Origin of the sequence: Streptomyces cinnabarinus, from assembly GCF_027270315.1 — a bacterium.
Taxonomy (GTDB): domain Bacteria; phylum Actinomycetota; class Actinomycetes; order Streptomycetales; family Streptomycetaceae; genus Streptomyces; species Streptomyces cinnabarinus.
This window is the reverse complement of record NZ_CP114413.1, coordinates 4,035,750-4,062,452: the sequence shown is the minus strand read 5'-3', so window position 1 is coordinate 4,062,452 and position 26,703 is coordinate 4,035,750. Positions and strand designations below refer to the sequence as shown.

The 26,703-nt window shown below is 71.5% G+C and carries 23 protein-coding genes; 14 read left to right on the top strand and 9 right to left on the bottom strand.

Annotation, left to right across the window (positions count from 1 at the left end):
- Positions 1-128 precede the first annotated feature (128 nt).
- Positions 129-764, top strand: coding sequence for a DUF5701 family protein (locus STRCI_RS18165; protein ID WP_269660005.1), 636 nt, complete (start codon positions 129-131; stop codon positions 762-764).
- 80 nt (positions 765-844) lie between these two features.
- Here STRCI_RS18165 and afsS read toward each other — a convergent pair whose 3' ends face one another.
- Both afsS and afsR read right to left on the bottom strand, forming a co-directional pair.
- Positions 845-1,036, bottom strand: a complete 192-nt coding sequence (afsS, locus tag STRCI_RS18160) for a regulatory protein AfsS (RefSeq protein ID WP_269660004.1) — start codon at positions 1,034-1,036, stop codon at positions 845-847.
- Between the two features lie 216 nt (positions 1,037-1,252).
- Complete coding sequence (afsR, locus tag STRCI_RS18155) at positions 1,253-4,207, bottom strand: SARP-family global regulator AfsR (RefSeq protein ID WP_269660003.1); 2,955 nt, start codon at positions 4,205-4,207, stop codon at positions 1,253-1,255.
- 192 nt (positions 4,208-4,399) lie between these two features.
- Here afsR and STRCI_RS18150 point away from each other — a divergent pair, with 192 nt between their 5' ends.
- From STRCI_RS18150 to STRCI_RS18125, 6 genes are all read left to right on the top strand, one after another.
- Positions 4,400-5,626 (top strand): amidohydrolase family protein, encoded by a 1,227-nt coding sequence (locus STRCI_RS18150; RefSeq protein ID WP_269660002.1) that lies wholly within the window; start codon positions 4,400-4,402, stop codon positions 5,624-5,626.
- Positions 5,623-6,537 (top strand): TIGR03619 family F420-dependent LLM class oxidoreductase, encoded by a 915-nt coding sequence (locus STRCI_RS18145; protein ID WP_269660001.1) that lies wholly within the window; start codon positions 5,623-5,625, stop codon positions 6,535-6,537. Before STRCI_RS18150 ends, STRCI_RS18145 begins: the two co-directional genes overlap by 4 nt.
- Before the next feature lie 11 nt (positions 6,538-6,548).
- Positions 6,549-7,319, top strand: coding sequence for an SDR family NAD(P)-dependent oxidoreductase (locus STRCI_RS18140; RefSeq protein WP_269660000.1), 771 nt, complete (start codon positions 6,549-6,551; stop codon positions 7,317-7,319).
- Between the two features lie 140 nt (positions 7,320-7,459).
- Positions 7,460-8,578 (top strand): LLM class flavin-dependent oxidoreductase, encoded by a 1,119-nt coding sequence (locus STRCI_RS18135; protein WP_269659999.1) that lies wholly within the window; start codon positions 7,460-7,462, stop codon positions 8,576-8,578.
- Positions 8,579-8,620: 42 nt separating this feature from the next.
- On the top strand, positions 8,621-10,354 hold the full coding sequence (locus tag STRCI_RS18130) for an N-acyl-D-amino-acid deacylase family protein (protein ID WP_269659998.1): 1,734 nt from the start codon (positions 8,621-8,623) through the stop codon (positions 10,352-10,354).
- Positions 10,351-11,796, top strand: coding sequence for an aldehyde dehydrogenase family protein (locus STRCI_RS18125; protein WP_269659997.1), 1,446 nt, complete (start codon positions 10,351-10,353; stop codon positions 11,794-11,796). The genes STRCI_RS18130 and STRCI_RS18125 overlap by 4 nt, the downstream gene beginning before the upstream one ends.
- Positions 11,797-11,806: 10 nt before the next feature.
- On the opposite strand, the gene STRCI_RS18120 is transcribed toward STRCI_RS18125, so the two are convergent.
- Positions 11,807-12,199, bottom strand: coding sequence for a nitroreductase/quinone reductase family protein (locus tag STRCI_RS18120; protein ID WP_269659996.1), 393 nt, complete (start codon positions 12,197-12,199; stop codon positions 11,807-11,809).
- A 74-nt stretch (positions 12,200-12,273) separates the two neighbouring features.
- On the opposite strand from STRCI_RS18120, the gene STRCI_RS18115 reads away from it, so the two are divergent.
- Positions 12,274-13,056, top strand: coding sequence for an endonuclease/exonuclease/phosphatase family protein (locus STRCI_RS18115; protein ID WP_269659995.1), 783 nt, complete (start codon positions 12,274-12,276; stop codon positions 13,054-13,056).
- A gap of 53 nt (positions 13,057-13,109) precedes the next feature.
- Here STRCI_RS18115 and STRCI_RS18110 read toward each other — a convergent pair whose 3' ends face one another.
- Positions 13,110-14,621, bottom strand: a complete 1,512-nt coding sequence (locus STRCI_RS18110; RefSeq protein ID WP_269659994.1) for a CehA/McbA family metallohydrolase — start codon at positions 14,619-14,621, stop codon at positions 13,110-13,112.
- 147 nt (positions 14,622-14,768) lie between these two features.
- Between STRCI_RS18110 and STRCI_RS18105 the strand changes: the two genes are divergently transcribed.
- The 4 genes from STRCI_RS18105 to STRCI_RS18090 all read left to right on the top strand — a co-directional run bounded on the left by STRCI_RS18105 (position 14,769) and on the right by STRCI_RS18090 (position 19,186).
- Positions 14,769-15,614 (top strand): LLM class F420-dependent oxidoreductase, encoded by an 846-nt coding sequence (locus STRCI_RS18105; RefSeq protein WP_269659993.1) that lies wholly within the window; start codon positions 14,769-14,771, stop codon positions 15,612-15,614.
- A 132-nt stretch (positions 15,615-15,746) separates the two neighbouring features.
- Positions 15,747-18,332 (top strand): bifunctional FO biosynthesis protein CofGH, encoded by a 2,586-nt coding sequence (locus STRCI_RS18100; RefSeq protein WP_269659992.1) that lies wholly within the window; start codon positions 15,747-15,749, stop codon positions 18,330-18,332.
- 59 nt (positions 18,333-18,391) lie between these two features.
- Entirely contained in the window at positions 18,392-18,958 is a 567-nt protein-coding gene (locus STRCI_RS18095; protein WP_269664579.1) for a hypothetical protein, read from the top strand.
- Positions 18,959-18,988: 30 nt separating this feature from the next.
- A complete protein-coding gene (locus tag STRCI_RS18090) occupies positions 18,989-19,186 on the top strand; it encodes a hypothetical protein (RefSeq protein WP_269659991.1) in 198 nt (65 codons plus the stop codon).
- Here STRCI_RS18090 and STRCI_RS18085 read toward each other — a convergent pair.
- On the bottom strand, positions 19,183-19,692 hold the full coding sequence (locus STRCI_RS18085; RefSeq protein ID WP_269659990.1) for a DUF2165 domain-containing protein: 510 nt from the start codon (positions 19,690-19,692) through the stop codon (positions 19,183-19,185). The two genes, STRCI_RS18090 and STRCI_RS18085, sit on opposite strands and share 4 nt — an antisense overlap.
- Positions 19,693-19,781: 89 nt before the next feature.
- Between STRCI_RS18085 and STRCI_RS18080 the strand changes: the two genes are divergently transcribed.
- The gene (locus tag STRCI_RS18080) at positions 19,782-23,024 is read left to right on the top strand and encodes an ATP-binding protein (protein WP_269659989.1); all 3,243 of its coding nucleotides are present in this window, start codon (positions 19,782-19,784) and stop codon (positions 23,022-23,024) included.
- On the opposite strand, the gene STRCI_RS18075 is transcribed toward STRCI_RS18080, so the two are convergent.
- Together STRCI_RS18075 and STRCI_RS18070 are read right to left on the bottom strand one after the other, a co-directional pair.
- Positions 23,012-23,206, bottom strand: coding sequence for a DUF397 domain-containing protein (locus tag STRCI_RS18075; protein ID WP_269659988.1), 195 nt, complete (start codon positions 23,204-23,206; stop codon positions 23,012-23,014). The genes STRCI_RS18080 and STRCI_RS18075 overlap by 13 nt on opposite strands.
- Complete coding sequence (locus STRCI_RS18070; protein WP_269659987.1) at positions 23,203-24,015, bottom strand: helix-turn-helix domain-containing protein; 813 nt, start codon at positions 24,013-24,015, stop codon at positions 23,203-23,205. Before STRCI_RS18070 ends, STRCI_RS18075 begins: the two co-directional genes overlap by 4 nt.
- Positions 24,016-24,145: 130 nt before the next feature.
- Here STRCI_RS18070 and STRCI_RS18065 point away from each other — a divergent pair, with 130 nt between their 5' ends.
- Positions 24,146-25,258, top strand: a complete 1,113-nt coding sequence (locus STRCI_RS18065) for an ADP-ribosylglycohydrolase family protein (protein ID WP_269659986.1) — start codon at positions 24,146-24,148, stop codon at positions 25,256-25,258.
- Here STRCI_RS18065 and STRCI_RS18060 read toward each other — a convergent pair whose 3' ends face one another.
- Together STRCI_RS18060 and STRCI_RS18055 are read right to left on the bottom strand one after the other, a co-directional pair.
- The gene (locus tag STRCI_RS18060; RefSeq protein ID WP_269659985.1) at positions 25,259-25,954 is read right to left on the bottom strand and encodes a winged helix-turn-helix transcriptional regulator; all 696 of its coding nucleotides are present in this window, start codon (positions 25,952-25,954) and stop codon (positions 25,259-25,261) included.
- Between the two features lie 10 nt (positions 25,955-25,964).
- On the bottom strand, positions 25,965-26,639 hold the full coding sequence (locus tag STRCI_RS18055; protein WP_269659984.1) for an alpha/beta fold hydrolase: 675 nt from the start codon (positions 26,637-26,639) through the stop codon (positions 25,965-25,967).
- Positions 26,640-26,703: the final 64 nt, after the last annotated feature.

The window sequence follows — 26,703 nt, the reverse complement described above, 5'->3', positions numbered from 1 at the left end:
GCTCGTCGGGCGACAGGTTCATGTCATGAGAATGCGCCCGTTCTATGCGCGTTGAAAGCGCGCGGCGCCAAATAGCCTGTAAACCATGGGAGGTGAAGGGTGATCAGGCAGTGAACGGGGAGGGTGATGTGGGGCAGGAACAGCGGTTGCCCGGGCTCGCGCGGCAGGCGGAGCGGCTGATCGACCTGGGCGTGCACGAGATCGCGGGGCTGACGGCGCCGGAGGTGCGGTCGTACGCGGAGGGTGTCGCCGCCGCGGAGGGCGCTCTGCTGGCGGTCCACCCCGACCGCGCCCCGGTGTCGGCGTTGACCCCGCTCCTGACCCGCGAGGGCAAGCCGGGCTTCGTCGTGATCGACATGCCGGACGTGGACGAGTTCACCCCGTACGAGGTGGAGCTGCCGGAGTCCCCGCTGTACGTGGTCACCGGGCTGGACCGGGGCGATCACCTGGCGAACTGGACCCCGGAGGAGGCGCTGCCGGCGCTGCGGAAGGAGTCCCGCACCCCGCTGGTCCTCTCGGAGGGCATCCACTGGATCCTCCAGCAGCCGGCGGTCCTGGAACGCAACCACTGCTTCATGACCATCGCCTCCCGCCTGCGCAAACCCAACGGCGCCTACGACGCCCGCACCCCGGCGATCTGGATCAGCAACGGCACGGGCCGGGACGGCCGCGAACGCCGTGACGCGCCGAAGGTGGGGTGGTGCTGGTGGGGGAATCGGCATACGTGGCTGGGGTTCGGGTCGGCGGTCGAGCGGAGGGGGTAGCGGCGCTCAGGCTCGTGACATGCCTCGGCCGCGACGGCTCCCCCTCCGCGCCGCCGCGGCCGATCCCCGTGGGATGAGGCTTACTTCTTGCCGTCCAGGTCCAGCGCGGGCGGCGCCGGCATGGAGTTGTTGAGCGTCGTGATCGTCTCGCCCTTGGCCGGCTCGCTCGGCATGGAGTTGTTGAGCGTGGTGATCGCCTCGTCCGAGACGGCCTCGCTGGGCTCGGAGTTGTTCTCCGCGGAGACGGTCTCGTCCTTCTTCTGCTCGCTCATGGGCTTGTGTTCCTCTGTTCGGTGATGAGTGAGGAACGCCCGTCCGGTAACTCCCCCGAGGATTACCGGACGGGCGTTCGGAGCCGCAGACTAACCGGCCGGGCCCCGCGTCGAACTGCCTGCCCCCCGTGGCGACGGTTCGACTGAGTACGAGTCTGTCGGTTGGAGATAAACGAACGCTGAACGCCGTCGATCCCCAGGTGAGGGACGCGCCCGCTACGCCGCCGCGGCCGACGTGAGCAGCGCGCGGACCTCCTCGGCCTCCGGCGCGGTGGTCTGTTCGTAGAGGTTGAGCGCCTCGCGCCAGCACGCCCGCGCCCTGTCCGCCTGGCCGAGCGCGGACAGCGAACGCCCCAGCAGCGTCAGGACGTTGCCCCGCATACGGTCACCGCCGATGCAGCCCAGCGCGAGAGCCTGCTCCGCGTGCTGGGCGGCGCGCGCGGGACGGCGCTCGGCCGCGTGCACCTCGGCGATGCGGAACTGGGTGACGCCCTCCCAGAGCCGCTGCCGATGGTCGTTGAAGAGGCCGAGCGCGTCGGAGAATTCGGTCAGCGCGTCCGTGTGACGGCCCGCCCGGGTCAGCGCGACGCCCAACTGGAAGTGGCCGTTGGCCAGGCGCACGGTCCGGCCGGCCTCGATGTGCACGGCCAGACCGCTCTGGGCGATCTCCACGGCCTTCGCGATATTGCCCATGCCGAGGTGAGCACGGGACAGGTTGCCCAGGACGGTCGCCTCGAAGGGCCGGTTCCCCGCCGCCCGCAGACCTTCCAGGGCCTGGTCGAAGAGCACCTTGCCGTCGGCGAACCGGCTCTCGTGCAGGCAGATGAGCCCTCGGTTGTTGGCGACCCAGCTCACGGCGATGGAGTCGTGTGCGCGCGCCGCGAGCTCCATGGCGACGCGCGCCTCCTTCTCCGCCTCCCGGACCCGGCCGGAGACCAGCAGCACATCGCTGAGCACCGTGCGGGCCCTGCCCTCCGCCCGTTCGTGGCCCGCGACCCGGGTGGCCTCGCACGTGGCCTCGGCCGTCATCTCGTACTGATGCGAGTTGGCGCCCGACTCGGTCAGGTCCTTCGCCGCCCACAGCAGGTCGACGGCCCGCCGCAGCCGCTCCGTCCCCGCCGCCTGCCGGACGCAGGCCAGCAGCTGTCCGGCCTCCGTATACAGCCAGTCGAGGGCTGTCGCCGCCTCGGTGAAGCGGAGCCCGGGATACCGGGTCGGCTCCAGGTGGTCGGTCAGCCGGTCCTCGCCGTGCTCGATCGCGTACACCTGCGCGGTCGTCGCCAGATAGAAGTCCAGCAGTCGTGACAGCGCCTCGTCCCGCTCACCCGGCGGCCACTCGTCCCTCTCCGCACACGCACGCGCGTAGAGCCGGACCAGGTCATGGAACCGATACCGCCCCGGCGCCGCGGATTCCAGCAGCGAGGTGTCCACCAGGGACTCCAGGAGCTCCTCCGTCTCCTCCATCCCGAGGTCGAGCAGTGCCGCGGCCGCGGCCAGCGAGATGTCCGGCCCGTCCGCCAGTCCCAGCAACCGGAACGCCCGTGCCTGTGCCGGCTCCAGCTGGCCGTACCCCAGCTCGAACGTCGCCTTGACCGCCAGGTCCCCGGCCTGCAGTTCGTCCAGGCGCCGCCGCTCGTCCCCGAGCTTCGCCGCCAGCACCGAGACGGTCCAGGTGCGGCGGGCCGCGAGACGCGACGCCGCGATACGGATCGCCAGCGGCAGGAAGCCGCACGCCGCCACCACGTCCAGCGCCGCCTTCCGCTCCGACGCCACCCGCTCCTCGCCCACGATCTTCGTGAACAGGGACAGCGCCTCGTCGGGGGACATCACGTCCAGGTCGACCAGGTGAGCCCCGGCCAGATCCACCATCCGCACCCGTGACGTCACCAGCGCCGCACAGCCCGACGTGCCGGGCAGCAGGGGACGTACCTGCGCCGCGTCCCGCGCGTTGTCCAGCAGGACCAGGACCCGGCGGCCGTCCAGGACCGAGCGGTACAGCGCCGCCCGTTCCTCCAGGGAGTCCGGGATCGCCGAGTCCGCCGTGCCCAGGGCACGCAGGAACGAGCCCAGTACCGTCTCCGGCTCCGCCGCCCGCGCGCCCGCGCCCTGCAGGTCCACGTACAGCTGGCCGTCCGGGAAGGCGGACCGGGCCTCGTGGGCCACATGCACCGCCAGCGTCGTCTTGCCCACGCCCCCGATGCCGGCCAGCGCCGACACGGCCATCACCCGGCCCTCCGCCGACGCCAGCACCTCGCTCAGCTCCGAGACGAAGGAGGAGCGGCCGGTGAAGTCGGGGACCGTGGCGGGGAGTTGCGCCGGGCGGACCGGGACGACCGAGGGTTCGGTGAGCGGTGCCGACGGTTCCGCGAGGCCCGGGTCCGCCTGGAGGATGCGCTGTTGCAGCTCCCGCAGGCCCGGACGGGGGTCGACGCCCAGCTCGTCCGCCAGCAGGCGCCGCGTGTCCGCGTACACCGCCAGCGCCTCCGCCTGGCGCCCGCTGCGGTACAGCGCGAGCATCAGCAGCTCGCGCAGGCGTTCCCGCAGGGGGTGCGCCGCGGTGAGCGCCGTCAGTTCCGAGACCGCCTCCGCGTGGCAGCCCTGCTCCAGGTCCATGTCCAGGCGGGACTCCAGGAGTTGGAGCCGCCATTCCTCCAGGCGGACGCGCTGCGCCTCGGCGTAGGGGCCGGGCACGCCCGCCAGGGGCTCACCGTCCCACAGGGCCAGCACCCGGTTCAGCACGTCCCGGGCATGGCACAGATCCCCGGTCCCGCGCGCCTTCTCCGCCTCCGTCGCCAGCTCCTGGGCGACCGGCAGGTCCAGCGCGCCGCTGCCGAGGCCCCGGACCGCGTAGCCGCCGGACTCGCTCACCAGGACGCCCGGGTCCAGGACCTTGCGCAACCGGGACGCGTACGTCCGCAGCGCTGCCAGCGCCTGCGACGGTGGCTCCTCGCCCCACAGCGCGTCGATCAGCTCGGCCGCCGTCGCCGTACGGCCCTCTCGCAGCAGCAGGGCCGCGAGCAGGGCGCGTTGCTGCGGGGAGCCGGTGTTGAGCGGTTCCTCCCCGCGCCAGGCGCGCACCGGGCCGAGCACGCTGAAGCGCAGCGCCGTCGACTCCGGTGAGTCGACCTGGCCACCACGCCGCTGCTCCGGCACCCGCGGTACACCGTCCATCGCACCGTCCCCCTGCAGAACGTCATGACAACCAGGCCAGTTTGCCTTGTTCATGGCGGATGCGTCAGCCGTGCGAGACCGCACTCACAGCCAGACGTGCCACACACCACAAGGTCCTCACAACCCCTTCGCACGGTTCCGCACGGAACCCAATTACTGACGGACCGTCAGATCGGCGCTACCGTGAGGCCTATGGAGACCAAACCGACCCTTCCCCCGATCATCTCCGTCGACGACCACACGGTGGAGCCCCCGCAGGTGTGGCAGGACCGGCTCCCGAAGAAGTACCTCGACATCGGGCCCCGTATCGTTCGCGCGCCCCTCAAGGAGATGACCTTCCTCGGCGGCCGTTTCAAGCCCGTCATGGGCGAGCGGGGCGGCGACGGGCCGATCGGCGACTGGTGGGTCTACGAGGACCTGCACCGGCCCCTCACCCGGCTCGACACCGCCGTCGGCTACGACCGCGACGAGATCAAGCTGGAGGTCATCACCTACGAGCAGATGCGCAAGGGCTCGTACGACGTCCCGGCCCGCCTCGCCGACATGGACGTCAACCACGTCCAGTCCGCGCTCTGCTTCCCGACCTTCCCGCGCTTCTGCGGCCAGACCTTCACCGAGGCCGGCGACCACGAACTAGGCCTCCTCTGCATCCGCGCCTACAACGACTGGATGGTGGAGGAGTGGTGCGGGCCCAGCGCCCGAGGGCGGCTCATACCGCTCACCCTCATCCCGCTCTGGGACGCCGAACTCGCCGCGGCCGAGGTCCGGCGCAACGCCGCCCGCGGCGTCCGGGCCGTCGCCTTCTCCGAGATACCCCCGCACCTCGGGCTCCCCTCCGTCCACACCGACGCCTGGGACCCCTTCCTCGCCGCCTGCGACGAGACCGGCACGGTCGTCGCCATGCACATCGGCTCCAGCAGCCGCATGCCCTCCACCTCCGCCGACGCCCCGCCCGCCGTCGGCTCCACCATCACCTTCGCCAACTGCTGCTTCTCGATGGTGGACTGGCTGATGAGCGGCAAGTTCGAACGTTTCCCGAACCTCAAGGTGATGTACGCCGAGGGCCAGATCGGCTGGATCCCCTACATCCTCGAACGGGCTGACGTCGTCTGGGAGGAGAACCGGGGCTGGGGCGGGGTCGCCGACAAGGTGCACCGGCCGCCGTCCGAACTGTTCGCCGAGCACGTCTACGGCTGCTTCTTCGACGACGCCTTCGGGCTCAGGAACCTGGACGCGATCGGTCTGCACAACGTCCTCTACGAGACCGACTACCCGCACTCCGACTCCACCTGGCCGAAGTCCCGCGAGGTCGGCGAGGCCCAGATGGGGCATCTGGACGCGGAGGTGGTCGAGAAGATCGTCCGGGGCAACGCCATCGAGCTGCTCCAGCTCACCCCCGAAGGGCTCTGGACACCATGAAGTACGGCATCCAGCTCCCGATCCAGTCCCAGAGCACCCTCTACGCCGAGCCCTGGGAGGCCGCCGCCGGCCCCGAGGACCTGCTCGCCATCGCCCGGGCCGCCGATCGCGCCGGCTTCTCCTACCTCGCCTCCTGCGACCACATCGCCATCCCGCGCCGCCTCGCCCCGGCGATGAGCACGATCTGGTACGACCCCGTCGCCACCCTCGCCTACCTGGCCGCCGCCACCGAGCACGCCCGGCTGCTCAGCCATGTCGCCGTGGTCGGCCTCCGGCACCCCCTGCTCACCGCCAAGCAGTACGCCACCCTCGACCACCTCTCCGGCGGACGGCTCGTCCTGGGCGTGGGCGCCGGACACGTGGAGGAGGAGTTCACGGCGCTGGGCGTGGACTTCGCGCACCGGGGCGCCGTACTGGACGAGTGCGTGGACGCGTTGCGTGCCGCGCTCGGGCCGGAGGAGTTCCCCGAGCACCACGGCAAGCTCTACGACTTCGAGGGACTCGGGCAGTTGCCGCGGCCCGCGCAGGAGCACGTCCCCCTGTGGGTCGGTGGCTCCTCGCCCGCCGCCGTCAGAAGGGCCGCCCTCAAAGGGGACGGCTGGCTGCCGCAGGGCGACCCGCGCGACCGCCTGCCGGGGCAGCTCGCCCGCATCCGCGACCTGCGCGAACAGGCCGGACGGCAAGGCCCCTTCACCATCGGCGCGATCGCCGAACCCCTCTACATCGGCACCCCGTCCTGGCACGTCGGCCGTCGCACGCTCACCGGTGCCCCGGCCGTACTCGCCGAGTCGCTGCGGGCGTACCGCGCGATGGGCGTGGACCAGATCCAGGTGCGGTTCCGCAGCCGCAGCCGGGACGAACTCATCGACCAGATCGCGGCGTTCGGCGCCGACGTCGGACCCGACCTGTGAGGAGTCAGCCCATGGGCAAGCTCGACGGGCGCGTCGTCATCGTCACCGGCGCGGCGCGCGGCCAGGGGGAGCAGGAGGCCCGGCTGTTCCGGGAGGAGGGCGCCGAGGTGGTCGTGGCGGACGTCCTCGACGAGCCGGGCGAGGCCCTCGCCAAGGAGATCGGGGCGCGGTACGTCCATCTCGACGTGGGGGAGGAGGACGAGTGGCGGGCCGCCGTGCGGGTCGCGAAGGAGGCGTACGGGCGGATCGACGGGCTCGTCAACAACGCCGGCATCCTGCGCTTCAACTCCCTGGTCGACACCCCCCTCGACGAGTTCATGCGGATCGTCCGGGTCAACCAGGTCGGCTGCTTCCTCGGGATCAGGACCGTCGCGCCCGAGCTGGAGGACGGCGGCACGATCGTCAACACCGCCTCCTACACCGGGCTGACCGGAATGGCGGCCGTCGGGGCGTACGCGGCCTCCAAGCACGCCATCGTCGGGCTCACCCGGGTCGCCGCGCTGGAGCTGGCCCCCCGGGGCATCCGCGTCAACGCCATGTGCCCCGGCGCCATCGACACCGCCATGTCCAACCCGGCCCAGCTGGACCCGGCGGCGGACGCGGAGGAGACGGCACGGGCCCTGGACGGGCTGTACCGCAAGCTCGTACCGCTCGGGCGGATCGGACGCCCGGCGGAGGTCGCCCGTCTCGCGCTGTTCCTGACCTCGGAGGACTCGTCCTACATCACCGGGCAGCCGTTCGTGATCGACGGCGGCTGGCTGGCGGGAGTGTCGGTCGTCTGATCCCCGCCATCCGACCACCATCTGACTATCCGTCAGCTATTGACGCCTCATGCCCGCGGTGCCACAGTCAGCAGGCATGTGACATCTGACGGACCATCAGAAACCAGCAGACCTTCCTAGACCGGGGACGGTGAACCGCCTTGGAATTCGGGCTCTTTGTACAGGGATACGTCGGCAAGCGAGCAGAGACCGACCCGCTCGCCGAGCACAAGGCGCTGATGGAGGAGACCGAGTACGTCATCCAGGCGGACAAGTCCGGCTTCAAGTACGCCTGGGCCTCCGAGCACCACTTCCTGGAGGAGTACTCGCACCTGTCCGCGAACGACGTCTTCCTCGGCTACCTCGCGCACGCCACCGAGCGGATCCATCTGGGCTCCGGGATCTTCAACCCGCTGGCCCAGGTCAACCACCCGGTCAAGGTCGCCGAGAAGGTCGCCATGCTCGACCATCTCTCCGGCAACCGCTTCGAGTTCGGCAGCGGACGCGGCGCCGGGTCGCACGAGATCCTCGGGTTCCTGCCCGGCATCACGGACATGAACCACACCAAGGAGATCTGGGAAGAGACCATCGCCGAGTTCCCGAAGATGTGGCTCCAGGACGAGTACGCCGGCTTCCAGGGCAAGCACTGGTCACTGCCGCCGCGGAAGGTGCTGCCGAAGCCGTACGGGAAGTCCCACCCGGCGATGTGGTACGCCGCCGGGTCGCCCCCCTCGTACTCCATGGCCGCGAAGAAGGGGCTCGGGGTGCTGGGGTTCAGCGTACAGAAGGTCTCCGACATGGAGTGGGTGCTGGAGCAGTACAAGACGGCGATCGTGGACGCGGAGCCGATCGGTGACTTCGTCAACGACAACGTGATGGTGACGACGACCGCGATCTGTGCGCCCACGCACGAGGAGGCGGTGCGGATCGCGGTGAGCGGGGGGCTGCACTATCTCCCGTCGCTGGTGTTCCGGTACCACGACACGTTTCCCCGGCCCGAGGGGTTTCCGGTGTGGCCGGAGACGCTGCCCGAGTACACCGAGGAGTTCGTCGAGGTGCTCATCGAGGAGGAGCTCGTCATCTGCGGGGATCCGGACGAGGTGCTTCGGCAGTGCAAGCGGTGGGAGCAGGCGGGGGCGGATCAGTTGAGCTTCGGGTTGCCGGTCGGGGTGCCGAAGGAGGAGACCTTGCAGACGATCCGGCTCATTGGGGAGCACGTGATTCCGAAGATCGATACGGATCCTGTGCATCGGACTACGCGGTTCCGGAGGGGTGTCTGAGCTAGGTAGGACGACCCACCGCAGTCCAAGGGAGTGACCCCTGTGCTCGATCACGTCATCAAAGGTGCGTCCGTCGTCGATGGGACCGGTGCTCCCGCCTACACCGCCGACGTCGGTATTCGGGACGGGCGTATCGACGTCATCGCCCCCCGTGTCACCGAACCCGCCCGGTCCGTCGACGACGCCTCCGGGATGGTCCTCGCCCCGGGGTTCGTCGACCCCCACACCCACTACGACGCCCAGCTCTTCTGGGACCCGTACGCCACCCCCTCCCTCAACCACGGAGTGACGACGGTCGCCGGCGGGAACTGTGGCTTCACGCTCGCGCCCCTCAACCCGGCCCGCCCCGACGATGCCGACTACACCCGCCGCATGATGTCCAAGGTCGAGGGGATGTCGCTGGTCGCCCTGGAGGAGGGGGCGCCCTGGAGCTGGCACTCCTTCGGGGAGTACCTGGACGCGCTGGAGGGGCGGATCGCCGTCAACGCCGGGTTCATGGTGGGGCATTGTGCGTTGCGCAGGTACGTCATGGGGCCGGATGCCGTGGGGGGTCAGCCCAGCCCCGAACAGCTCGACCACATGGTCCAGTTGCTGCGTTCCGCCATGGCGGCCGGGGCCTGGGGGCTGTCCACCACCCAGTCGTCCACGCACTCCGACGGCGACGGGCAACCGGTGGCGTCCCGGCACGCGTTGCCCGAGGAACTGCTCGCGCTCTCCAGGGCCGTGGGCGAGCACGAGGGGACGCAGATCGAGGCGATCGTCGCCGGTTGCCTCGACCAGTTCAGCGACGCCGAGATCGATCTGTTCGCGGAGATGAGCGCGGCGGCCGGGCGGCCCCTGAACTGGAATGTGCTGACCATCGACGCCGCCGTGCCCGAGCGGGTGCCCCGGCAGTTGCTGGCCAGTGAGCGGGCCCGGAAGGCGGGCGGGAGGGTCGTCGCCCTCACCATGCCGATCCTGACTCCGATGAACATGTCCCTGGGCACCTTCTGCGCGCTGAACCTGATACCGGGCTGGGGGGAGGTCCTCGCACTGCCCGTTCCCGAGCGGATCGCCCGGCTCCGGGACTCCGCGGTCCGCGCGGAGATGCTGCGGCACGCGTCCTCCAAGGAGGCCGGCGTCTTCCGGCGGCTCGCGGACTTCGGGCGGTACGTCATCGGCGACACCTACAGCGAGGCGAACCGCGGGCTCACCGGCCGCGTGGTGCGGGACATCGCGGCCGAGCGGGGCCTGGACCCCTTCGCCTGTCTCGTCGAGATCTGCGCGAACGACGAGCTGCGGACCGTCCTGTGGCCCATGCCGCCCGACAACGACCCCGCCTCCTGGGCGCTGCGGGCCCAGACCTGGCAGCACGAGGACGTGCTGCTCGGCGGCTCGGACGCCGGGGCCCATCTGGACCGGATGTGCGGGGCGCCGTACACGACGAGGTTCCTCGGCGACTGTCTGCGGGGGCGGAAGCTGGTCCCGCTGGAGCAGGCGGTGCGGATGCTGACCGATGACCCGGCGCGGCTCTTCGGGCTGCGGGAGCGGGGGAGGGTGCAGGAGGGATTCCATGCCGATCTGGTCCTGTTCGACCCGGACCGCATCGACGCGGGTACGGCCACCCTGGTGCACGACCTGCCGGGTGACAGCCCGCGTCTCGACTCCCGGGCGATCGGGGTGCGCGCCGTCTGGGTCAACGGCGTCGAGGCGATCCGGGACGACGTGGTGACCGGCTCGGTGCCGGGGAAGGTGCTGCGGTCCGGACGGGACACGCGCACGGTGAGCACCCGGTGAGCCGGGGCCTGTTCATCGGCGGGTCCTGGGCCGAGCCCGAGGGCGGCTACTACGACGTCCTCGACCCGGCGACCGAGGAGACCGTCGGCCCGGCTCCCGAGGCCACGCCGGATCAGGCGCACGCGGCCTGCGCGGCGGCCCGCGAGGCGCTCGGGCCCTGGTCGCGCACGGCGCCCGAGGAGCGGGCCGCGATCCTCGGCCGGGCGGCGGAGCTGATCCGGGACCGGCTCGTGCCGTACGCCGAACTGGCGCGGGCCGAGACCGGCGCCACGACCGGCACCGCCCGAGCGATGCAGGTCGGAGTGGCCGCCGCCCGGTTCCGGCGGTACTCACGGGTCGAGCCCGCTGAGTGGGCGATCGCGCCCCAGATCAACGAGGCCGGGCCTATGGGCCGGGCCGGGGTGATGGGTGCGCTGGCCGTACGGCAGCCCGTCGGGGTCGTCGCCTGTATCTCCTCGTACAACAACCCGTGGGCCAACGCCGCCGGGAAGATCGCGCCCGCGCTGGCGATGGGGAACACGGTCGTGGTGAAGCCCGCCCCGCAGGACCCGCTGTCCGTCTACCGCATGGCGGAGGCGCTGGAGGCCGCTGGGGTGCCGCCGGGTGCCGTGAACGTGGTCTCCGGGGCCTCGGCGGAGGTCGGGGAGGCCGTCGTCGCCTCCCCGGACGTCGACATGGTCAGCTTCACCGGCTCCACGGCCGTGGGCCGCCGTATCGCGGAGGTGTGCGGCCGAGAGATGAAACGCCAACTGATGGAGCTGGGAGGGAAAGGCGCGGCACTGGTCCTGGACGACGCCGACATCCCATCCGCCGTGTCCGGCATCGGCACGACCTTCTCCTTCTACAGCGGCCAGATCTGCACGGCACCGACCCGGGTACTGGCCCACCGGTCGGTGTACGACCGACTGGTCGAGCAACTGGCGGCCTACGCGGGCCGGTTGAAGGTCGGCGATCCCCGGGAGCCGGACACGGTGGTCGGCCCGGTGATCTCGGCGGCACACCGGGACCGGGTGGAGTCGTACGTCGAACTGGGCCGCAAGGAGGGCGCGGTGGTGGTGGCGGGAGGCGAACGCCCGCCCCTGGCCACGGGCTTCTACATCGCCCCCACCCTGCTCGCCGACTGCACGAACGACATGAGGGTCGCGCGGGAGGAGATCTTCGGTCCGGTCGTCTGCGTGATCCCCTTCGAGGAGGAGGAAGAGGGCATCGCCCTCGCCAATGACACGGACTACGGCCTGATCGACTACGTCTGGTCCCGCGATGTCGCACGGGCCTTCCGCGTCGCCCGCCGCCTCCGCGCCGGAGGCGTCGGCGTCAACACGGTCGGCCGGAACATGGAGGCGCCCTTCGGCGGGTTCAAGAAGAGCGGGGTCGGCCGGGACGTCGGCTCCTACGCCCTGCACGCCTACAGCGAGGTGCAGTCGATCGTCTGGCCGGGCTAGCGCGCCTCCCTCAGCCGTCCAGGTCCACCCGTACGGTCAGCAGCTGGGCGCCGATCACCCGGACCGCCGCGCTGTTGAGGCGGGGCAGGGTCCGCAGCCGCGCCACCGGGTCGTCGTCCGGCAGCAGATGGGCCGTGCCCGTGTGCCAGCGGCCGTGGACGCGGACCCGCACCTTCGGGTCGGCCATGATGTTGCGCACGTACTGCGAACGCTCGCCGAACTCCGAGACCAGCCAGAAGGAGTCACCGACGCGCCGCCCGCCGACCGGGGTGCGGCGCGGCAGGCCCGAGGTGCGGCCCGTGGTCTCCAGCAGGGTGTGGTTCGGCAGCCGGCGCATGACGGCGTTGAGCCGGCGCTGAAAGGCGGTGACGGCCCGGTACTTGCGCTCGATGCTGCGGGGCATGGTCGGTCGGGCTCCTGTCGTCGGCCATTCGGTTGTTCATCTGTGTCCCTTTTAATGGTGCCCTTGACGGTGTCATGACCGAGGGGCGGGTGGCCGTGCGCGTGATGACCTGGAACCTCTGGTGGCGGTTCGGGCCTTGGCGCGAACGTCAGAAAGCGATCCTCTCCGTCCTGCGCGACCTGCGCCCCGACCTCGTCGGCCTCCAGGAGGTCTGGTCCGCCGACGGCGAGAACCTCGCGGAGTGGCTGGCCGGCGAACTGGGCCTGCACTGGACCTGGGCCCCCTCCCCGGCCCCCGAGCGCTGGCGCCGCCGGATAGCCGACCCGACGGTCGACATCGGCAACGCGGTCCTGAGCCGCTGGCCGGTGGAGGAGCGCGAGGTCTTACGGCTGCCGGTCCCGCCCGACCTGGACGACGGCCGCCTCGCCCTGTACGCGCGAACCGGCCCCGTCTCCTTCATCACCGCACACCTGACCTCGGCCCCGGACACCTCCGCCGTACGCGCCGAACAGGCGGCCGCCCTGGCGGAGTTCGCCCGCCGGGACGGCACCGTGATCGTGACCGGCGACTTCAACGCCGAGCCGGACTCCGAGGAACTGAGCCTGTTCCGCCGCGACTTCCGCGACGCGTGGACGACGGCGGACCCGGCCACCCCGTCGACGACCTGGGACTGGGACCCGGCGCTCCCGTACCGCCTGGGCGGGAGGCGGCAGCCAGCGAGGATCGACTACGTCCATCTGGGCGGCCAGGGTTCGGTGCGGGCCGTGAGCCGGGCCGGCGACCACCCGGTGGACGGCGTCTGGCCCTCCGACCACGCGGCTGTCGTAGCCGAACTGACGGTCACCGATCCCACCTGAGGGGCGCGGGGAACTGCGCGACCAGCCCCCATCGGCCCGCACGCGGGAATCCCTCAGTCCCGCCCCAGAAAAATCGGATTCGAGAACGCCGCCAACGCCCCGGGCAACGGCCCCACCACAGCCTCATGCCGCAACTCCACCCGCACATACGCCGCGTACGAGGCCGTGGTCCCCCACTCCACGACCCCCGCCCCCGACACCGGCAGCGGCCCGCTCGTGAACAGCACCCCTTGATCCGTCACGAACCGCACATGACACCGAGGCGCACCCGCGACCTCCACCCGCACGGTCACCGGAGTGTCGCGCCCGACCCGCAGCCGCTCCCCGATCCCCGCATGCTCGCCCCGCCCACCCGAGGCCGTGAAGGCCAGCGACACATTCCCGGATTCGGCGACATACGACCGCCCCGCCCGGATCCCCTCCAGCACGGCCTCCCGGGTCAGGTCATCGGCGAGCACCACGGTCTGCGGCGACCCCACGGGGTCGGGAGCCCGGTGCGCGTCGGAGTTCCCCATCGCCGGGATCCAGTCCCGCCCCGACCGCACCGACGCCACCAGCATCCCGTCCCAGTCGGCCAGCGCCACCTCGTCGTCGGGGGTGTACGGCCCGTTCCACACCTCGACCGCGTCCGCCTCCCCGAAGCCGAATTTCCAGTTGCAGCCGATGCAGGTGGCGTGCGGATGGGCCGGTACGACCAGCCCGCCGGCCTTGCGGATCTGCCGGGCGAACTTCCCGAACCGGTTGTCGCGGGCCCGATACCGCCAGTCGACGAAGGTGCCGGGATCCGTGCCCAGGGCCAGGACGTGGCCGTTGCGGGTGGTGACCTCCTCGCCCAGCAGCACCAGCAGGTCGTCGCCCGCGACCTCCGCCCAGTGCGCGTGCGCGGAGTGCGTGTTGTGCTCCGAGCTGTTGATGAAGTCCAGGCCCGCGGCCCGCGCCAGCGAGGCGATCTCCGCGGGGGTGCGGCGGCCGTCGGAGTACCAGGAGTGCAGATGGCAGTCGCCGCGGTACCAGTCCCGGCCGCGCCCCCGGGCCCGCTGCGGCGGGTACACCGGCTCGGCGACGGGGCCCGGCTCGCCGTAGGAGAGCGTGATCGTGAGCTCGTAGGCCAGGCCCTGCGGGGCGACCGTGTAGGGGCCGAGGACGATGTGCCAGGTGCCCTCGTTCACCGGGCCGGGGAGATACGCGGGGGTCGCGTCGTCGGCGCGCAGGAAGAACTCCGTGCGGGCGCCGCCCGACCAGCCCCGGAAGCCCCTGCCGCCGAGGTCGGTGCCGCGTTCGTCGAAGATGCCGATGTCCAGGGCGTTGCCGGGGGTTCCGGCGGGGACCGCGGGGCGGTCGTAGGTGTAGGCGACCTTGATCTCCCGCACCCCGTCCGGTACTTCGACGGGGACGTACACGAAATCGGGCGATCCGGGCGGCAGGGTCCCGCGGACCGTGCGGGTCGCGGTGTGGTGCATGTCGTCCGCCCCTCTCGCGAAGGTCACGCTCCCCAACGTAAGCGCCGCCGCGGCGCCCGTCACGAACAGGGCGCGTCTTCCGAGCCTTGCGTCGTCGTCACACATGCCCGGGAGTGTGCACGGTGGGTATGAACTCGCAAGGAAGGGAAGGAAATCCGAGGGAATCGCGGCCGGAAGGCGCTGATCCGGCGGCCGAAAAGGTGCCGACCAGTCGGTATCGACTTCTCACGCCGACCCCGGTACAGATGGGTCATGAGAATCGCCGTCACGATCTTCCTGACCGACGAGACGATCACCCCGACCCGGCTCGCCCGCGAGCTGGAGCAGCGTGGCTTCGCCGGGCTGTATCTGCCCGAGCACACCCACATCCCGGTCGAGCGGACCACGCCCTATCCGGCGGGCGGTGAGCTGCCGCCCGAGTACGGCCGTACCCTCGACCCCTTCGTCGCGCTCGGCCAGGCCGCCGCCGTGACCGAGCGGCTCGGCCTCGGCACCGGGATCACGCTGGTCGCCCAGCACGACCCCGTCGCGCTGGCCAAGCAGATCGCCACCGTCGACCATCTCTCCGACGGGCGGCTCACCCTCGGCATCGGCTTCGGCTGGAACGTGGAGGAGGCCGCCGACCACGGCGTCGACTGGCGCACCCGGCGGGATCTCGTCCGCGACCGGATGGCGCTGATGCGCGCGCTGTGGACGGAGGAACCGACCGCCCACGAGGGCGAGTTCGGGTCGGTACGGGCCTCCTACGCCTACCCGAAGCCGGTACGGAAGCCGCGCGGCCCGGTCGTCGGCCCCCGCACGCTGGTCGGCGGCGCGGCGGGCCCCAAGCTCTTCTCCCACGTCTGCGACTACACCGACGGCTGGATGCCCATCGGCGGCCGCGGCCTGACCGAGACCCTGCCGGTGCTGCGCCAAGCCTGGACGGACACCGGCCGCGACCCCGCCGCCCTCCAGGTCGTCCCGTACGCGATCTACCCCAACCCCGGAAAGCTCGCGCACTACGCGGACCTGGGCATCGAGGAGGTCGTGGCGCAGCTGCCACCGGCGGGGGAAGCGGACGTGCTGCGGGCCTTGGACAAATACGCCGAGTTCCTCTGAACGAAGGCCGGACCAGGCACCCCAGGGGCGCGGGGAACTGCGCGACCAGCCACAACGCACCCGCACCCGGCAACGCACACCCTCACCCCCGACCCCCTCCGACCCCACAACCCCCGAACGTATGCTCAAGGAATGACGACTCCCGCGACCTCTGGATCCGGCCCCACCGAGAACTCCATGCGTCGCGCCCTGAAACGAGCAAGGGACGGCGTCGCCCTCGACGTCACCGAGGCGGCCGTGCTGCTCCAGGCCCGCGGCGCGGCCCTCGACGACCTCACCGCGTCCGCCGCGCGGGTCCGGGACGCGGGGCTCGAAGCCGCGGGCCGCCCGGGGGTCATCACCTACTCGAAGAGCGTCTTCGTCCCGCTCACCCGGCTGTGCCGGGACAAGTGCCACTACTGCACTTTCGTCACGGTCCCCGGCAAGCTGCGCCGCGCAGGGCACGGGATGTTCATGTCCCCGGACGAGGTCCTCGACATCGCCCGCAAGGGCGCCGCCCTCGGCTGCAAGGAAGCCCTCATCACCCTCGGCGACAAGCCCGAGGACCGCTGGCCCGAGGCCCGCGAGTGGCTGGACGCGCACGGCTACGACGACACCATCGCCTACGTCCGCGCGATCTCCATCCGGATCCTGGAGGAGACGGGACTGCTCCCGCACCTCAACCCGGGCGTCATGAGCTGGACCGACTTCCAGCGGCTCAAGCCCGTCGCGCCGTCCATGGGCATGATGCTGGAGACCACCGCCACCCGCCTGTGGTCGGAGCCCGGCGGCCCCCACCACGGCTCCCCGGACAAGGAACCCGCCGTCCGCCTGCGCGTCCTGGAGGACGCCGGCCGTTCCTCCGTGCCCTTCACCTCGGGGATCCTGATCGGCATCGGCGAGACGTACGAGGAGCGCGCCGAGTCCCTCTTCGCCCTCCGCAAGATCTCCCGCGCCTACCACGGCATCCAGGAACTGATCATCCAGAACTTCCGCGCCAAGCCGGACACGGCGATGCGCGGCATGCCGGACGCCGAACTCGACGAACTCGTCGCCACGGTGGCCGTCGCCCGGCACCTCATGGGACCGTCGGCCTGCCTTCAGGCCCCGCCGAACCTCGTGGACTCCGAGTACGAGCGGCTCATCGGCGCCGGGATCGACGACTGGGGCGGGGTCTCCCCGCTGACGATCGACCATGTGAACCCCGAGCGCCCCTGGCCGCAGATCGAGGAGCTGGCCGAGCGTTCCCGCACCGCAGGGTTCGAGCTGCGTGAACGGCTGTGCGTGTACCCGGAGTTCGTGCGCCGTGGCGAGCCCTGGCTGGACCCTCGGCTGCGCCCGCACGTGGCGGCGCTGGCGGACCCGGAGACGGGCCTCGCACGGCCCGACGCGGTCGTTGAGGGGCACCCGTGGCAGGAGCCCGAGGAGGCCTTCGAGGCGAGCGGCCGTACGGATCTGCACGCCACGATCGACACCGAGGGCCGGACGTCCGACCGCCGCGACGACTTCGATGAGGTGTACGGCGACTGGGGGGCCCTGCGCGAGGCCGCGGCACCCGGCATGGCGCCCGAGCGCATCGACACCGACGTCCGGGCGGCCCTGGCGACCGCGGCCGACGACCCGACGAAGCTGACCGACGCCGAGGCCCTCGCCCTGTTGCACGCCGACGGACCGGCACTGGACGCGCTGACCCGGATCGCCGACGACGTCCGCAGGGCGGCGGTCGGCGACGATGTGACGTACATCGTCACGCGGAACATCAACTTCACCAACGTCTGCTACACCGGCTGCCGCTTCTGCGCGTTCGCCCAGCGCCGCACGGACGCGGACGCCTACACGCTCTCCCTGGAGCAGGTCGCCGACCGGGCCCAGCAGGCGTGGGACGTGGGCGCGGTGGAGGTCTGCATGCAGGGCGGGATCCATCCGGACCTGCCGGGGACGGCGTACTTCGACATCGCGCGGGCGGTGAAGGCCCGGGTCCCCGGGATGCATGTGCACGCCTTCTCGCCGATGGAGGTCGTCAACGGCGCGACCCGCACCGGCATGCCGATCCGTGAATGGCTGACCGCGGCGAAGGAGGCGGGCCTGGACTCGATCCCCGGCACCGCCGCCGAGATCCTCGACGACGAGGTCCGCTGGATCCTGACCAAGGGCAAGCTGCCCACGGCGACCTGGATCGAGGTCATCACGACCGCGCACGAACTGGGCATCCGCTCCTCCTCGACGATGATGTACGGCCATGTCGACCAGCCGCGCCACTGGCTCGGCCACTTCCGCACGCTGGCCCGTATCCAGCAACAGACCGGCGGCTTCACGGAGTTCGTGACCCTGCCCTTCATCCACACCAACGCGCCGGTGTACCTGGCGGGCATCGCGCGCCCCGGCCCGACCATCCGGGACAACCGTGCGGTGACGGCGATGGCCCGCCTCCTGCTCCACCCGCACATCCCCAACATCCAGACGAGCTGGGTGAAGCTGGGCGCGGAGGGCGCGGCGGAGATGCTGCGCTCGGGCGCCAACGACCTCGGTGGCACGCTGATGGAGGAGACGATCTCCCGGATGGCGGGCTCCTCCTACGGCTCCTACAAGTCGGTCAAGGACCTGATCGCGGTGGCCGAGGCGGCGGGCCGCCCCGCCCGTCCGCGCACCACGCTGTACGGCGAGGTCCCGGAGGAGCGGCAGCGGGCGGCGACGGCCTCGGACGGGCACCTGCCCGAGCTGCTGCCGGTGCTGGACTGAGCGCGGGGGGCCGGACGGCTGGCAGTACGATGATCCGACCCTGTCGGTGAGCTGAGGAGATCCGTGCCGTGCCTTCCCCGAAGATCTGGGTGACCGGTCTGACGGTAGGGGCGACAGCAGTGGTCGTCGCCCTCGCCGTACAGGCGGACCGGGGCGCGAAGCCCACCGCCACGGCCACCCCGCCGAGCGCCTCCGCCACGGCCAAGCCCTCGCCCAAGGAGTCCGAGTCCGCCAAGCCGACCCGGGTGCCCGACGGCTCCGGCACGGGCCGCCGGATCGTGTACTCGCTCGGCCAGGAGCGGGTGTGGCTGGTGGACGCGAGCGAGGCCACGCGCCGGACGTTCACCGTCTGGCCGGGTACCGTCGACCCCGATCCGGGCAAGTACACGGTCGGTCAGCGCACGGAGGACCCGATCACCGGGTCGGACGGGGTGAAGATCGAGCACGTGGTGTACTTCGCCGTGCAGTCCGGCGTGAACGTCGCCTTCTCCAACGCGGTGGACGGCTCCTCGCCGCCCCCGCCCGAGGACGGCACCCAGACGGGCGGCATCCGGATGAAGACGGGGGACGGCTCGGCGCTGTGGACGTTCGGGACGGCGGGGACGACCGTGACGGTCGTCGAGTAGAGAGTCGAGTGGAGAACGGGGGTACCGGCAGTGGGCGTACTGGTCCTTGCCCTGATTCTGGCGCTGGTCATCGGGGGCTGCGTCTGCGTGGTGTGGACGGCCCGGGGCACGGCCCCGCGCTGGGCGCGCATGGTGGCCGCCGTGACGCGGGGCCTCGGTGAGCTGCTGACGGTCCTGATGAAGTCCAGCAAGGGGTCGGGCCGGAGCGGCAGCAGCTCGGACGATTAGGACAGGCCCTGGGACTCGGACGTACCCGGGAGCTGGTTGACCAGCAGCACGATGCCGCTGAACACGAAGACGCGGGTCGCCGCGTCCAGTCCGTTCCAGTCCCCGGACTGCCACATGGCGAACCACTCACCGCCGATCGCGATGAACCCGGCGCCGAACAGCAGCATGACCATGAGCAGCCCGTAGGTGGACCAGCTCCGGGCGGCCCGGTCGCCGTGCCGGAACCAGAGCCAGGTGCCGTATATCAGGACGAGCGCGGCGAGGGTCTCCCAGAGGATGATGGCGATGTACGCCGCGTCCTGAAGTCCCTTGCTGGTGACGGCTCTCCACATCAGGTCGTCGTCCTTGAACGTGGTGTCCATCGCCAGGACATGCCGCACGAACTGCTGGTTCGTCCCGAAGTCCGTGATGTTCCCGAAGGCGACGAGGGCCATGTAGAGGGCGACGCTCGCGGTGAGCAGGGTGGCGGTGAGACGGAGGGCGTTGCGTGGGGGTGTGGATGCCATGACGATCATTTTCCCCGTGCGGGTACGGACCCGCCGTACGCATTGAGCCAGAATGACGTGGAGTCGCCACAGCGAGGGGACGCACGGGGATGGCAGAGCTGCCTGAGTGGGAGGCGGATGACCGGTTCGTCGGCCGGGAGTCCGAACGGACCCTGTTCCTGCGGAACTTGGGTCTTCCGCCGGGAGATCCGGACCACCGCTCGCGGTTCCATGTGCGCGGTGACTCCGGCGTCGGAAAGACCTTCCTGGTCGAGGAGTTGAAGCGGCTCGCGCGAGAACGCGGGGCGCTCACGGCGTATGTCGACGAGGACGCCGGGAGCGTGCCGGACGCGCTGGAGATGATCTGCCGTCAGTTCGCCGCGCAGGGCCGGAGATTGAAGCCGCTGGAACGGCGGCTGGCCGTGTACCGCGAGGGGCGGCGGGAGGCGGAGGCGGCCCTGCGCGCCCAGGAGCCGGGGCCGGAGCCCGCGTCCGCGGGGAGCAGAGCCGCCGTCGAACTGGGCATGGGCGCCCTGGAGACCACCGTGCCGGGAAGCGCTCTGCTCACCCGGGCGCTGCCCGCCGATCTGATCGCCCAGGGCGCGGACCGGCTGCGGGCCGGTCTCAGCACCCGCTTCCGCAACGCCGACGACATCGACCTCGTCCTGCACCCGGAGGCCGCGCTCACCCCGGTCCTGCTCCGTGAACTGCACGCCGCGTCCTCCGCCGTACCGCGCATCGTCCTGTTCTTCGACACGTACGAACGGACCGGGCCGTTCCTGGACCCATGGCTGCACGGCCTGTTCAGGAAGCGGGACGAGCACGGTGGACCGCCGGACCGGGTCGTCGTGGTCACCGCCGGCCAACTGCCCCTGCCGACGGGCCGCTGGAGCGGTGTCGTGGAGCTGCCGCTCGCCCCGTTCACCGAGGTCGAGGCACGTCGGCTCCTCGCCGGGAGAGGGGTGGTGGCCGAGCCGGTGGTCGCCGAGGTGCTGCGCGTGACCGGCGGGCTGCCCGTCCTCGTGTCGACCCTCGCCGAGAAGCGGCCCGACGGCCCGGAGCAGATCGAGGACCCCAGCGCCGACGCCGTGGACCGGTTCCTGCGCGCCGAGCCCGAGGTCCGCCATGACGTTGCCCGGCTCTGCGCACTGCCCCGCTGGCTGGACGGCGACGTCTTCCGGATCCTGGTCGATCTCCCGGACGGTGAACTCGGCGCCCAGTACCGGTGGTTGCGGACACTGCCCTTCGTGGGGGAGCGTGGCGGGCGGATGCGGTACCACGACGTCGTACGGGAGCCGATGCTGCGGCAGGAGCGGCTGCACTATCCGCGCCGGTGGCGGGAACGGCACCGGCGGCTGGCGGCGGCGTTCGGCGAGTGGCGGGAGGACGTGGGGGAGGGCCGGGAGGGGGAGGACCTCTGGGCGGACGAGGAGTGGCGGGCCCTGCGTCTGGAGGAGACTTACCACCTGCTCTGCGCCCGGCCGACGGCCGACCTCGCCGCCGCGCTGAGGCTGTTCGTCGAGGCCTGCCGCGAGGACGAGGTCGAAGGCCGCCGCTGGGCCCGCATGCTCCAGGACGCGGGCACCGCCACGGACCACACCCAGTCGACCGACTGGGGCCGGGAGTTGGGCGAGGCGCTCGACGACGAGGGCGGCCTGGCCCGCGGCCTGGACCTGCTCCTGACCCGCCCGGGCCTGGACCCGCGCGGCCGGGCCGCGGCGCACGCGCTGCGCGGCCGGGAGTGGCGCCATGAGCGGGAGTACGGGCGGGCGCTGGAGGAGTACGACCGGGCGATCGAACTGGACCCGGACGCGGCCCTCGCCCACTACGGCCGGGGCCTCACCCTCCAGCTCATGGACGACTTCCCGCCCGCCCTGACCGCCCTCGACCGCGCCGACGCACTGTCGCCCGACACCGGCTGGATCATCTCCGAGCGCGCCGAGACCTACCGCCTGGCGGGCCGCTACGAGGAGGCCCTCGCCGACTTCGACCGTGCTCTCGTCCTCGATCCGACCGATGCGGGCTCCCTGACCGGGCGGGCCGTGTGCCGGCATGTGCTCGGGCGGTACGACGAGGCGCTCGCCGACTTCAACCGCTCCTTCGCCATCGACGACGACCTGTGGACGCTGATCCGCCGTGCCCGACTGCGCTTCAGCCGAGGCGAGTCGGAGCAGGCGTACGCCGACTTCGACCTCGCGGTCGCCCGCGCCCCCGACGTGGCCTGGGTCGCCTCGGAGCGGGGCGACAACTACCGTCTGGCGGGCCGCTACGAGGACGCGGTCACCGAGTTGGGCCGGGCGATCTCCCTGGACCCGGACCATGCCTCGGCCCTGGCGAGCCGGGGCGCGGCGCTGGGCGAACTCGGCCGGGGCGAGGAGGCGCAGACGGACCTGGACCGCGCGATCGCGCTGCGGCCCGGATACGCCTGGGCGCTGGTGATGCGGTCCCGGGCGAAGTACCTGAACGGCGACGAGCCAGGCATGTTCGCCGACCTGGAGGCGGCCGTGGCGGCGGCCCCGGACGCGCTGTGGATCCGCCGCGAACTCGGCTCGGAGTACTTGGACGCAGGCCGTCACGAGGAGGCGGTCGCCGCCCTGCGGCACTGCTTGGACCAGGACCCCGAGGACGCCGCCTCCTGGGCGATCCTGGGCGCGGTCCACCGTGCCCGTGACGACAGCGCCGAGGCGCTCCGGCACCTGGACCGGGCCCTCGCCCTGTCCCCCGACTACGGCTGGGCCTACGCCCAGCGCGCCCGGGTGGGCCTCGCCACGGGCCGCACGGACCAGGCGCTCGCGGACCTCGACCGCTGCGTGTCCCTGGACCGGGATCCGGACTGGGCCCGCCACAGCGCCGTCGAGCTGCTGATGCTCTGCCGACGCTGGGACGAGGCCGAAGCCCGCCTCACCGACGGCATGGACGACCTGGCGCCCCCGCTGCACCGCCACGCGGGCCGCTGGACCGAGGCCCGCCGCGTCGCCGAACGACTCCGCGCGGGCGACGAACCGATCGAGGGCACCTTTGAGGTGGCGATGACCGTGAGTGGATCGGAAGGCATGCCCGCGGCGGCTCCCCTGTGGCGGGAACTGGTCTGCCTGCTGCGGGAGGACACGGGACCCTTTGAACGCGCCCAGGGCCACTGCGTCACCGGCTGCGCCCTCTCCGACCCGGCCACCGCCGAACAGGGCCTCGCGGAGGCACTGGCCCTGGACCTCGACTGGCTCTCCCTGGCCGGCCTGGCGTTCATCCTCACGGAACTGAAGGAGAGCCAGGGCGCGGACGTCTCCTTGATCACCGCCTGCCTGGAACCCCTCGTCGAGGCCAGGGACGCGGTGCGGGCGCGTTACGCGGAGTAGGAGTAGGTGTTGAGGAACGCCGACCAGGCGTCGTCGCCGACGGTGAGCTGAGCGCCGTCGCGGTTCTTGGAGTCGCGTATGTGGATGGTGGGGGTGGCGGGGGATACGGCGACCTCGACGCAGTCGGGCTCGTCGGCGCCGCTGTAGCTGCTCTTGAACCACGTCAGTGCGGTGGCGGTCATGTCTCTTCTCCCAGAAGCTTCTCGATGAAGGCCAGGGACTCCCGGGGCGAGAGGGCCTGCGCTCGGATCATTCCATAGCGCATCTCCACCACTTGGGCTTCGCGGGGATCACTGATCACTTGGCCGCGCAGCTCTGCCGCCAAGTACCCGAGCGTCTTGCCGCCCCGAAGTTTCAGCACGCGGAACGAGCCGGACACGTACGCGTGGTCCGCTCGGCTTGTGGGCATCACCTGGATCTCCACGTGCCGCAACTGGCCGACCTCCAATAGGTGTTCGAGCTGTTGCCGTAACACCATCTTGCCGCCGACCGGCCTCCGCAGCGTGGCCTCTTCCTGGACGAAAGTGAGAGACGCCCGCGGCACTCGCTCGAACACGACCTTGCGCGCGATACGCGCGGCGACGAGACGGTCGATCTCCTCCTCCGTGTACGAGGGGCGCCGCGTCTCGTACAACGCCTGCGCGTACTCCGGAGTCTGGAGCAGACCGTGGACGTGAAAGGCGCTATAGGCACCCATCTCCACGGACTCGTCCTCCAACTTCGCCAGATCCCGAACGTTCTTCGGATACCGCGCCTGCTCCACATCCCCCTTCATCGCCGAGATCTTCCCGCCCGCCCCGAGCCTGTCGTCCGCCTTGTCCAAGAAGTCCGGCCTCGGGATCCGCTTCCCGCGCTCCACCGCCGAGACCATGTCCGCGCCGTATCCGATCGCGTCCCCGAGTTCGGTCTGCTTCAGCCCGGTCGCTTCCCGCCACAGCTTGATCTGGCGCCCCACCGTCCTGAGTACGGCCTCTGCTTCCTCGTCCTCCACACCGCCACCTCCCTTGCTGCTCAGCGTAGATGGACCGACCACGCTCAGTTATGTGTCCAGGGAAAGCGGATCACCTTGGTTCACTTGGTGCGCCTGAACCGATCGTTCCTGGTCGATTACAGTGCTGAACGTGGGTGCGACAGCTGGCGCCGTCTGGGGCCGCTCCGAGCAGCAGGACTTCCGTAGCCGGGTGCGCGGGACGATGCTCGGTGCTGCCGTCGGCGACGCGCTGGGCGCGCCCGTGGACGGGATGGGCCTCGCGGAGATCCGGGAGGCGTACGGTGCCGAGGGCCTGACCGACTTCGGGCTCGGGTACGGCCGACGCGGTGCGGTGACCCATCTCACCCAGCTCACCCTGTTCTCCGTGGACGGCTTGATACGGGCGCAGGTCCGAAGGGACACCGGCGCCTGGCATCCGCCGACGGATCTGCACCGGGCGTATCTCCGGTGGGCGGCGACCCAGCGGGACTGGGGTCCCGACGAGCGGCGCAAGGAAGACGGCTGGCTGGCCCGCGAGGAGTGGCTGTACGCCCGGCGGGATCCCGCGAAGTCCCTGATCGTCGGGTTCGCCGACGAGATGATGGGCACGCCGGACGCGCCCAAGAATCCAGGGGAGGCGGGGCCGGAGGCGGCGGCGCGGTCGGGGCCCTTCGGGCTGCTGGTCGGCTGGGAGCCTCAGCTGGTGGCCCAGTTGGCGATCGAGTGCGCGGCCCAGACCCACGGTCACCCGGTGGGATACCTGTCGGCGGGGGCGTACGCGGTGATCGTGCACGCGCTGGCCTGCGGCGACCATCTGGACGGTGCCGTACAGCGCGCGCTGGCGCTGCTGGCCGCCCGGCCGGGCCATGAACCGGTCTCCCAGGCCCTCCAGTACGCGCTCGGCGCGGTGCGCCAGGGCATGCCCGCCCCGGGGCGGGTGGAGGAACTGATGGGTGCGGCCACGGCGGACGGCGTGCTGGCGGCGGCCGTGTACTGCGCCCTGGTGGGTGAGGACGTACGCCACGGTCTGTGTCTGGCGGTCAACCACGACGGTCCGTCGGGTGCCACGGCGGCGCTGACCGGCGGTCTTCTGGGGGCCCTGCACGGTGAGACGGCCCTGCCGCCGGCCTGGCTGGCCGAGCTGGAAGGCCGTCCCACGATCCTGGAACTCGCGGACGATTTCGCGATGGAGATGACGCAGGGCCCGGCCCTGCACGGCCCGGCGGGCTCGGCCCCGGGCTGGCTCGCGCGATACCCGCGCTGATTACGTAGCGGTGCCTTCCGGCTTCCGGGCCTGCGGGGGCGGGAGGCGGAACAGGCCCCGCAGACCGCTCAGCGCCTCGCTGTCGCCCGACGCCGACGCTTCACCGCTCCTGATCGCCTCGGCGAGCGTGAGTTCCTGGCCCGTCACGCGGAGGAACGTCTCCTGGCTGATCGTGATCGTCGCGTCGGGGCGCTGCGCCGGTCCGTGCAGCGTCTCGATCGTGCCGTCGTCGATCCGGGCGTGGAAGAACTCGTCGTCGATACGGAACTCGTACACCGCTCGGAGTCCGGCGGCGGCCTCGGCGTCGAAGCAGGCCCGCAGGCCGAGCACGGCCCAGCCGGGATGGAACGTCTCGGTCTCGCGCCGCTCGCCCATCGCCCACTTCAGGCCCCACCGGGCCAGCGCCAGCACCGCCGGTCCGAGTTCCTCACCGGCCTCGGTGAGGGCGTAGGCGGGGGTCCGGGCGGGCGGCGGGAGGGTGATCTTGTGGGCCAGCCCCTCGCGTTCCAGATGTTTGAGGCGGGCGGTCAGCAGTCCGGTGCCCAGGCCGCGCAGGCTCGCCTGGAGGTCGCCGAACCGCTTGGGCCCGGTGAGCAGTTCACGGATCAGCAGCAGCGTCCAGCGCTCGCCGACCAGGTCGAGGGTGCGCGCCGTCGCGCAGTACTGGTTGTACGTCTTGTACGTCCGCTGCTCCACGATCAGGATTCTAGATTTCGCGCTCCAGGAGCACCCGGGCCACCGCCTCCGGATCCGTCAGCATGATGTCGTGCGGGCCGTCCAGCCCCCGCGTCCGGTACCCGAGGGCCTCGCCGAACTGCTCGAACGGGTAGGTCTGCGGCCTGCAGAACACGGCCGTTCCGGGAATCCGGTCGACGGCTCCGCTCAGGCGGGTGGGTTCGGTGAACGTGCGCAGGGGCTGGGGGAGCAGGCGCTCGGCGAGCCAGGCCGCGGTGTCGGGGTCGTCGATGCCGTACGCCGTCGGGGGTGCGGCCGGGACGAGCCAACCGTCCCCGCGCGTCTCGGCGGCCGCACGCATCGCGTCGCCGAGGGCGGCGGGGGCAAGGCCGACGATGCTGGAGCCGTCGGGCCCGGCCCAGCCGTCCACCAGGACGAGGTGGCCGACGGCATCGGGCCGCGCGTCGGCGGCCTCCCGTACGACCAGGCCGGAGTAACTGTGCCCGACCAGCACGAGTTCGTCGTCCTCCGGAACGGTGTCCAGGGCGGCGACGACCGTCTTGGCGTGGTCGTGGAGGCCGTGGTCCCCGCCGATGTTGAGGTCCGGGGTGAGTGTGCGGGCCCCGGCGGCGTGTAGGAGCGGGACGATCCGGTCCCAGGCCCAAGGGCCGTGCCAGGCACCGTGGACGAGAACGAACGTGGTCATCGGGGAACCTCCGGTGAAAGGGGTGAAGCCCGTCGCGCGTCGCCCCCGATCGTAATCATCTACT